The organism is Dysgonomonas sp. HGC4, assembly GCF_001261715.1.
Taxonomy (GTDB): domain Bacteria; phylum Bacteroidota; class Bacteroidia; order Bacteroidales; family Dysgonomonadaceae; genus Dysgonomonas_A.
On record NZ_CVRU01000149.1, the window covers coordinates 1 to 8,040 of the forward strand.

Annotated in this window: 10 protein-coding genes and 1 pseudogene; 3 read left to right on the plus strand and 8 right to left on the minus strand. The window is 39.2% G+C overall.

Annotation, left to right across the window (positions count from 1 at the left end):
• Positions 1 to 1,068: 1,068 nt before the first annotated feature.
• Genes HGC4_RS14320 through HGC4_RS14330 form a run of 3 tightly spaced genes read left to right on the plus strand, consistent with a single transcriptional unit; the run spans position 1,069 to position 2,191 of the window.
• The gene (locus tag HGC4_RS14320) at positions 1,069 to 1,497 is read left to right on the plus strand and encodes a DUF3791 domain-containing protein (protein ID WP_050710822.1); all 429 of its coding nucleotides are present in this window, start codon (positions 1,069 to 1,071) and stop codon (positions 1,495 to 1,497) included.
• Positions 1,494 to 1,973 (plus strand): DUF3990 domain-containing protein, encoded by a 480-nt coding sequence (locus tag HGC4_RS14325; protein WP_050710823.1) that lies wholly within the window; start codon positions 1,494 to 1,496, stop codon positions 1,971 to 1,973. The genes HGC4_RS14320 and HGC4_RS14325 overlap by 4 nt, the downstream gene beginning before the upstream one ends.
• Complete coding sequence (locus HGC4_RS14330; protein WP_050710824.1) at positions 1,970 to 2,191, plus strand: hypothetical protein; 222 nt, start codon at positions 1,970 to 1,972, stop codon at positions 2,189 to 2,191. The genes HGC4_RS14325 and HGC4_RS14330 overlap by 4 nt, the downstream gene beginning before the upstream one ends.
• Before the next feature lie 280 nt (positions 2,192 to 2,471).
• On the opposite strand, the gene HGC4_RS14335 is transcribed toward HGC4_RS14330, so the two are convergent.
• From HGC4_RS14335 to HGC4_RS14365, 8 genes and pseudogenes are all read right to left on the minus strand, one after another.
• On the minus strand, positions 2,472 to 2,927 hold the full coding sequence (locus HGC4_RS14335) for a DUF559 domain-containing protein (RefSeq protein ID WP_050710825.1): 456 nt from the start codon (positions 2,925 to 2,927) through the stop codon (positions 2,472 to 2,474).
• A gap of 430 nt (positions 2,928 to 3,357) precedes the next feature.
• Positions 3,358 to 3,501, minus strand: coding sequence for a hypothetical protein (locus HGC4_RS18705; RefSeq protein WP_157258312.1), 144 nt, complete (start codon positions 3,499 to 3,501; stop codon positions 3,358 to 3,360).
• Positions 3,502 to 3,663: 162 nt separating this feature from the next.
• Positions 3,664 to 3,828, minus strand: coding sequence for a hypothetical protein (locus tag HGC4_RS18710; protein WP_157258314.1), 165 nt, complete (start codon positions 3,826 to 3,828; stop codon positions 3,664 to 3,666).
• Positions 3,829 to 4,034: 206 nt separating this feature from the next.
• Positions 4,035 to 4,283 carry a hypothetical protein gene (locus HGC4_RS14340; RefSeq protein WP_157258316.1) on the minus strand — a complete coding sequence of 83 codons (249 nt, stop codon included), beginning with the start codon at positions 4,281 to 4,283 and terminating at the stop codon, positions 4,035 to 4,037.
• A gap of 20 nt (positions 4,284 to 4,303) precedes the next feature.
• Positions 4,304 to 5,254, minus strand: a complete 951-nt coding sequence (locus tag HGC4_RS18715) for an RNA-directed DNA polymerase (RefSeq protein ID WP_157258318.1) — start codon at positions 5,252 to 5,254, stop codon at positions 4,304 to 4,306.
• Between the two features lie 533 nt (positions 5,255 to 5,787).
• Positions 5,788 to 6,168, minus strand: a complete 381-nt coding sequence (locus tag HGC4_RS14355) for a four helix bundle protein (protein ID WP_050710829.1) — start codon at positions 6,166 to 6,168, stop codon at positions 5,788 to 5,790.
• A 43-nt stretch (positions 6,169 to 6,211) separates the two neighbouring features.
• Entirely contained in the window at positions 6,212 to 6,700 is a 489-nt protein-coding gene (locus HGC4_RS14360; protein ID WP_050710830.1) for a hypothetical protein, read from the minus strand.
• A gap of 134 nt (positions 6,701 to 6,834) precedes the next feature.
• Positions 6,835 to 8,040: pseudogene (locus HGC4_RS14365) on the minus strand (hypothetical protein); the annotation flags it as partial.

Genomic DNA, 8,040 nt, shown 5'->3' on the forward strand with positions numbered 1-8,040 from the left:
CTAGATGCTCCTTTCATAATCTTTTATATCTTTCTTTTTTATATATGCAGAGTTATATTTGAAACAGTATATGCTTTTATTTATTATTGTATTATATCGTCATTGATAGATACAATAGTCTAAAATGTAATACCAATACAAAATAACAACAAAGAGAAAGAATAACCATTTAAATAACGTTACCTATTTTTGTCCTGATAGTGCTTATTTGACAACCGAAAACATCCTTTGAAATCCCATCATCCGGCTTAGCCTATCAATTAGAACTTCTTTAAACAAAGCTATGGAGGGAAGAATACGAATGGCTCGTTACGTATGAATGACTAAACAAAAAAGTCTGAGAAAACAAGGGATCATAATCTATTTGAAAATTTGGTAATATCAACGAGTATTTTTAGAAGCTGTATTGTTTATGAGTTTGGTGAAACAGACATACCATACCGACCCCTTACAATAGGTGTTGTAGGGCTAAGTTTTACGAATAAGAATTCACTTCAACGGTGAGCCGTTGATTTAATTGATTTGGCTGATTTTTTTGCGATTCTGAATGTACAAAATGGAATTGTCTTGGGTGGACTACAATTACAGCAAGACTTTTTTAAGACCATAAAGGCTGATTTTGAGGCAAACCTACAGAATTTGTTTTAGATTTAAGCCTCTTCCTATTTTTTCTGAGAGGTAACATTACTTGCAAAAGGAGCTGACATTAACTCAACTTAGTGGAGATACTATTCAAGATAAGAAATTTCAAACGCTAATAGAATTATGGAAATTTTATGAGTATCGTAAGCAATTAAATGCAAAATCAGTTATTGAGGCAAGCTGGCTCAAACCAATCGAAAAAAGTATAGTTACTGTTATAAATAAACCTCTTAAAGATATAGAAGCGGAGATCCTGAATTCAAATCATGAATTAACTCTGCTATATTGAACTCAAAACAACTTTCTATAACGGGCGTTATGGATGGAATAAATAATGTAATGCAATCTTGCACGGAGAAGTTGGAAAACCGTATTTAATGTTTCTCAAATTGGAAACTTTTGCTTATATTTGCAGAAAAGATAATTATGAACGTTCAAATCAATAAAATAGGGGCACTGATTCGAAATGAAAGGCTTCGGCGAGGAATGACTCAAGAGGAACTCGGCGCAAAAGTTGGTGTCGGAAAGGCTCAAATCTCAAAAATAGAAAGCGGGAAAGGGCTGACAATAAAGACCGTCAATAAAGTTCTGGAAGCATTGGAATTGTCTGCTACGGTCAAGTTAGTTAATGCAAGAAGCATCGATAAAGGGGTTATCGGATATGTCATTGCTGCCATAAATGAGTTTGCCAAAACATATAATCTGACAGTACGTGAGGCAAGCAATTACCTGAATCGGCATAAGGGGTTGGATTTTCTTACCGAACATTACGAAGCGGAGCATTTACTGTCATTCGAGGACAGTGTTCAGGATCTAGCCCGTATTTGCTATAATCAAGGGGGAGGAATATTATGAAATTATTTCACGGCTCAAATACAACTATTAATACGATAAACTTTGCTAAATGCAAACCATATAAGGATTTTGGACAAGGCTTTTATCTTACAGAAATCAAAGAACAAGCTATGCAGATGGCAAGGCGTACCGCATCCATTTATGGAGGGGAGCCAATTGTTACTGCTTTTGAATTTGACAAAACAGCAGCATTTAATAATACTCCTACCTTGTTGATCAAGCATTTTGAAAACCCTGATGAAGAATGGGCTTTGTTTGTAATGGGCAATCGGAGTCGGATACAGGTATACCCTGTTCATGAATACGATATTGTTATTGGACCAGTAGCCGATGATACAATAGCTACACTATTTCGTAATTTCGATGATGGAATTATCGAACTACCTACTTTAGTGAGCGGGCTAAGATACAAGAAAATATCTTCCCAATATTTCTTTCATTCACAGAAAGCTGTGGTATATCTCAAAGTATTATGAATAAAAAAGCACAATATTTAATAGAAGGCATAACAAAGGATATCATTGCTTACCTGATGGAAGATCATGGTATGTCTATGCCTGAAGCAATAGTCCTGTTTCACAACTCTGAAACATTTGAAAAACTTTCAGACGAAGCAACGGGGTTATATATTGAAAGTTCGGCGTATGTATATGAGATTCTAAAATCGGAAATTAAAATGGGAAAGATTAATTAATACTGTATAGCATGTAATATTTAGGTAATACTAAGGCTAAAATTGAGTACCTTTACACTTATTAGTTGTTCTTTATTTTGTGCCGTAATTAAACAAATTATTGAAGTTCGCTCGTATTGGCATATTCATTGAAACACATCAAACAATTTACTACATACAAGAAAATTACAACGAAAAGACCTTGGCTTTTGGCTAATAACGGCTTTAAAAGATAGTCTGATAACTGATCTTTTAGATTTTTTTTCGGGTAATTAGAAAATATTTATCTCATTTAGGGATTTTATAAGATTAATATTGCTATAATTACTACAATTCCTATTCCAATTCCGATCCTTGTTAGGTATTTTATTTTTTCCTTCTCCTTAATTGTTTGGATAGCCCTTTGATTGTATGATTTAGGTTTTTGTTCTATCATTTCTTTTATTCTTTGTGCTGTATATTTTATGTCTTTTTCTTCTTTAAGTAAAGAATTGGGAATTCTGATAGTATTGTATCCTTTTATATAGGAGTAGTATGTTCTATTTAAGTCTCTTTTTGCTTGTTCTTTATCCAGATTATGATGGCAACCATCTATTTCTATATTAAGAAATGCGCTGGTTATAGCAATGTCTATGTGTTTATATCCGTCTGATTTTTCTAGTTCGCATTTTACTCCGATTTGTTTTAACTCGTCTGCTAATCTTATGGCTTGTATTGTCGGTTCTGGTTTTAAATTGTAGTTATAGTTGTTGTTCATTCCTTTCGTGTTTTAGTTGAAAATTTTCTTCAGAAAAAATAAAACGATTATGTATACTTAAATTTATGAAAATATCAGAAGACATTAACCGACTATTTCTCAACACAATAGTAATTTTATTCGTGCTTTGCCTCTTTATATCCTCTTTTTTGACACTCATACGTATAGATGTCTTTGGAGTCTTGCTTCCTGACCATCTCTTATCGGTTCAAATCCATCGCTCATTGTTCGTTGATTTTATAGTCAATACTTAATTTGAAGCTAAGTAAAATAATATTTAAAAATCAAGTATTATAAATTAAAACCTAATTGTTGCAGATCATATTCATTTGAAAATAAATCTATTGAACAAGATGTGCTTCAATGAACTATTATCTATTTGTAATCAGGTGTTTTTATATTTACCATATAACCTTCTCGGGTTTTAGTTTTACAAATCCTGTATATCTCTTTCAAGTTCAAGCAAATCATTTGTTTTATTTTCTTTGTTATGATTGGCTCTGTTATTTTTTGAAAACCGATACTTATACTTATCCACGATACGGGTTTCCAGCAATTTCAGATCTTCATTCATCTGCATATTGCTTACTCATTCACTCGTATATTATGGAGAGGGTATACTTGTAGTACTGTCCTGCTTACCGTTTCAATCTTCTGTAACAACAGAAAAGAAATTTCTTCATATTTTTCTCTGAAAAATGAGACATTTGAGGGAATTTATCAAATACGCTCACTTTCAGTTCGTATCCAATACAACGGACAGTGAAGCCGTTGGCACAGCTCTCGTAATTGCTGGTGGGGTACACATTGCTATGTAATCTTGCGAAATACCCGTCTGGCGACGACCTCTATCCTCTTTCCCATACTTATCTGCATGTATCATGCCCACTGTCCACACCATAGAGATACGGGTATTTTGCTATTATTTACGCTTATGAAGTATACACACTATCATACCGCATCGGAATAGCGGAACTAAAGGGACCCCGTATGGTCATCCCGGTGGACGAGACCCATCTTAATACAAACTTTACAAAACTACATACAGGCTCTGCGTCTAATTATATCCTTGAAACGGGAAAATGGTTCTCCGTATTTCGTTTTACATCAGGTGTGTACATCTGCATCCAGTCCGATAGTTGCGATATTTCTTCCGGGCCTGTTCAGTTTAAAAACCGAGCAGCAGTCCTGCACATAACCATATTTAAAAATCCAGGCTTGCTTTATCATGATTTCCCTGCGTATATAAAAAGACTTGTAATGCTTCATTATTCCCAGATAAGAGTTTACAGATGAACGTAGAGCATTCAAATCCGGATCATTTTGTTTTTTTAGTTCAGCTAAACCTTTGTTCATATTTCCTTTCACTCTGTTCCCTAATACGTCCTGTGGGGTTTGACATACCCCCCGATAAACAATACTCCGTTCCCATAGGGTTGGAGGTATATTTTCTTTGGATGAAGCTTTATCCTGAGTTTATCGTGCAGATAAGCGTCTATTTTCGGGATAGCCGCCTTCAGCCTCTCCTTATCGGTATCGGCTAAAAAAAAGTCATCTACATACCTGCCATAATGTTTGAACTTCAGCTTCCGTTTGATATAGTTGTCAAATCCCGACAGGTAGATATTGCTGAACAGCTGGCTGGTCAGGTTGCCGATGGGTAAGCCCCGCCCCTCTCCCGAATAAAAAAGGCTTTTGCTTGGCGGTAAACCCACCCAGTCCGAGCGGCTTCCTTTGATATGATATTTTTTTGTCGGGTCATTGAATATAATGACCTCTGCCAGGTACATAACCAGATCGTAATCCAGCCTGTCTTTCCACTTCACGCCTTTGCTGTCCTGGCGATCTGCAAATTTTTCGAGAGTCCTGGTTATCATACTGTAAAGGATACTCCTGTCGATACTCATAAAATAGCCCTGTATATCCAGTTTAAGAACAAAGCACGGGCAAGTGTGGTTATTAGAACAACTTCGGAGATGACGCTCCAGCCTCTTCACCGCATAGCTTGTACCTTTGCCTTTGCGGCACGAGTAACAATCCTCTATATAGGTATTCTCGAAAAGGGGGCTGACATAGTTGAAAAACAAATGATGTACCACCCTGTCCGAAAAATCGGCGGCAAAGACTTCCCGCTGCACGGGCTTGAAGACGATAAAGGCCAGACTCGGCTTGGGTTCATACCTCCGTTCCCGTATCTGCCGGTACAGGTCGTAGAGGTGTTGTTCCATATCCATTTCAAAACGCAACTGATTAATGGTGTTGCGCTTGTTCTTCCTTGTATCATAGTATGCATGGAATAAGTCTGCCAATAAATTGTTTTTTCTCATATCCGATAATTCTAATCATGTAAAAAACTTGATAAATGCTGCAATACAGCGAACAGTTAAGCCGTTCGCTCGGTTCGCGTTGTTGTCGGTGTTCACGTTACTACTGTTGAAGTTCAAGTTATAACCGTTCGTACCATTCGGTGACGACGACCAATAGTACCCGTTCGTACCCACATTGTTCAACGTACCCGTGCTGTTGTTGCGGTTCCCTGAAGCGGGGATAAAGCAGTCTCTGGAATGAATGTAAAGGCGGACAAGGGGTAAACCTTTGAACGGAATTACAATCTCTGTGTGTATAGCCAACCTTTCGTTTAAACCGGGCCCTCAGACCTGAAAAACGAACGAATTGGCGGACTGCTGAATTTATTCGCCACCCTCCCGCCGGGTTCACTATGGCCCGGCGGAACTCCCGGCTTATGCTTTTTTTACGTTACACTTTTTGCCCATGCGTTTGTTTTTAATGATTTATAACTCTGTTTTATAATTTACAATCCACGATAGCGAAAGAGCGCTAATCGGATAGATTGCGAAATTCATCCTGTACTATCCGGCTTCTTTTCGTCGGTTTTCCTTACGCTTTTCTCCCAAGCCGACAATTGCTTTGAGACCGATTCCGTCTTTTCCGTCAGGTCTGCCAGCCTCTTGACCGAAATCTGCTTTAAGTCCGCCAACAGCCGTATATAAAGCTTTATCTCAACGATATATTCCCGCGCTTGTTTCAGATGCACTCCCTTGCCTTCATTCGTACTGCCGTTGGCATGGTAAATGCATACCATCAAATCCATAATTCTTTTTTTCAGTTCCTCGCCGATGGTATAGCGGTAATCACGCGACATGTTTTTGGACATTCCGTATATCTCAAGTAACAGATCATAAGACTGTTTATATACCGGGAGATTCTCATATATTGCCATACTCAGAAACCGTTTAATTTTTTCAAGAAAATGATTTTGAAAATTAAAATAATTTCTCCTTCAACTCTTTACGTACCGATACAAGGAAAATCATACAATCTATCGGTGTGGATTGTTCAATAGGGAACTCCCTGATTTTCTTCAGCACGGTATCTTGGGTATTTATATATATAAGCTCCGGTTGTGGCGGTGCAACATTTTCCTTCTGTTCGCTTAAAGGAACCGCATCGAACCATTCCCGGTAAGCCTGCATATCAATATCATTATCCTGTATGCAGATCATCTTTTCACCGGCATTTTCTATTTCTTCCGTATTGAAGATACGCTCCAATGTTTCATCGGGAAAGCCCAACGACACGACTTCACACGAAACTGCCTTGACAAACTTTTTCTTCAGCCTGAACCCTGGCTTACGTTGCAAGACACGATAGGCTGACTGCTGGTAGGCTTTCCAGAAAATGCCTTCCCTGTAAAGAAAGATCCATGGCTCGAGAAGAGCCCCTTTTGCTAAAATTTCCGCTGTTGATGCCATAAATCGCTGGTTTTGCCGTTTTTTTTCAAAAAAAAATTGTTCTCGACTGCCTACGGCAGTATTTAATCCTCCGTGCTTTTAAATGCACGGAGGAAATTAATCCAATCAATCGAATACGCTCACTTTCAGTTCGCTTATTCTGCAACACAGCGAACAGCTAAGCCGTACGCTCGGCCCGTGGGGATGTCGGTGTTCACGCCCCCACTGGAGAAGCCCAAGCTAACACCGGTCGGACCATCCAGTGACGACGACCAATAGGCCCCGGTCGTACCCACACTGGTCAACGTACCCGGGCTGCTGTTGCGGGCCCCTGAAGCGGGGAAGAAGTATTCATAAGGATAATTTATATCACCAGGATTTTTCCATCCTGAAGCTATACTGTTCGTACCCGCATCGTTGCCAGAGGTGTTTGTACCATTCACCCAAGAACCACCACTATTATTTAATAAGAAGACTAATTCATCTCTCGTTGGCAAACGCCAGTTTCCGGAAGGAGCCCAACCCTTACTAGTCAGGTATTTACAGATATCACCTTTACCTTGTGCAATACTAGCAGAGTTATGGACAAGATCACCTGTATTTGTATAAGGAATAGAACCCCAAGCCGGTGACGATGTTGTGGACCCGCCGCTCGGAGGATAAGTAACAGTAGAAGTACTATAATTAGCAGGAGTAGGAGCAACACCCGTAAGGCCGCCAAATTTAAACAAAACACCCTGATACATCTCCATTGAAGGGTCATCAATACCAAAAGTTAAATGCCCGGCAACAGCATCGTAGTAGATATTGGACCCGGCCAAGAAAGGACCCTGAATAAAATAGATTTTGTATTTTAAATTACCGGACACTATTATTGCCTCACCCCTACGAGGAACTGTCGTTACCCCCGGGGCAAACGACAACTGATAATCCGTGTTGGCAACACCACCGGTCACAGAAACATTCGCCCATGCAAGAGTAGCGGTAGTGGTCGCATCGGTATCGAACTGCCAACCATCCGGATGAGTGGTTTTTATTTGTATCCTACCATCTCCGGCAAACATCTCTGTACCATCATGTTTAACGATCGGATAACGCTTGGAGACATACAGATGGGAGATGCCGATACAGAAATCGCTACTGGCCGCATTCCAGGACTCTACACTGGCGATGATTCTGCTGGGACCGCGATAAGCTTCATCTTCGCTGTTTTCGCCGTCTACCGAGACATCGGTAATCGTAATGTAGTACTCCCAGTTTCGCAACAAATCAACATAAACACCCGAAGAACCCGCTGTCTTAAAGTCGATCCGGTAATACCGCATCCTTGTTCCTCCATTGTAATACCCCCCTACAACAAG

Coding starts and splice junctions, on each gene's coding strand:
- HGC4_RS14330 (WP_050710824.1), top strand. CDS start 1,970: ATGAATAAAAAAGCACAATATTTAATAGAAGGCATAACAAAGGATATC.
- HGC4_RS14360 (WP_050710830.1), bottom strand. CDS start 6,700: ATGGCATCAACAGCGGAAATTTTAGCAAAAGGGGCTCTTCTCGAGCCA.
- HGC4_RS14325 (WP_050710823.1), top strand. CDS start 1,494: ATGAAATTATTTCACGGCTCAAATACAACTATTAATACGATAAACTTT.
- HGC4_RS14320 (WP_050710822.1), top strand. CDS start 1,069: ATGAACGTTCAAATCAATAAAATAGGGGCACTGATTCGAAATGAAAGG.
- HGC4_RS14335 (WP_050710825.1), bottom strand. CDS start 2,927: ATGAACAACAACTATAACTACAATTTAAAACCAGAACCGACAATACAA.
- HGC4_RS18715 (WP_157258318.1), bottom strand. CDS start 5,254: ATGAGAAAAAACAATTTATTGGCAGACTTATTCCATGCATACTATGAT.
- HGC4_RS18705 (WP_157258312.1), bottom strand. CDS start 3,501: ATGAATGAAGATCTGAAATTGCTGGAAACCCGTATCGTGGATAAGTAT.
- HGC4_RS14355 (WP_050710829.1), bottom strand. CDS start 6,168: ATGGCAATATATGAGAATCTCCCGGTATATAAACAGTCTTATGATCTG.
- HGC4_RS18710 (WP_157258314.1), bottom strand. CDS start 3,828: ATGGTGTGGACAGTGGGCATGATACATGCAGATAAGTATGGGAAAGAG.
- HGC4_RS14340 (WP_157258316.1), bottom strand. CDS start 4,283: ATGAACAAAGGTTTAGCTGAACTAAAAAAACAAAATGATCCGGATTTG.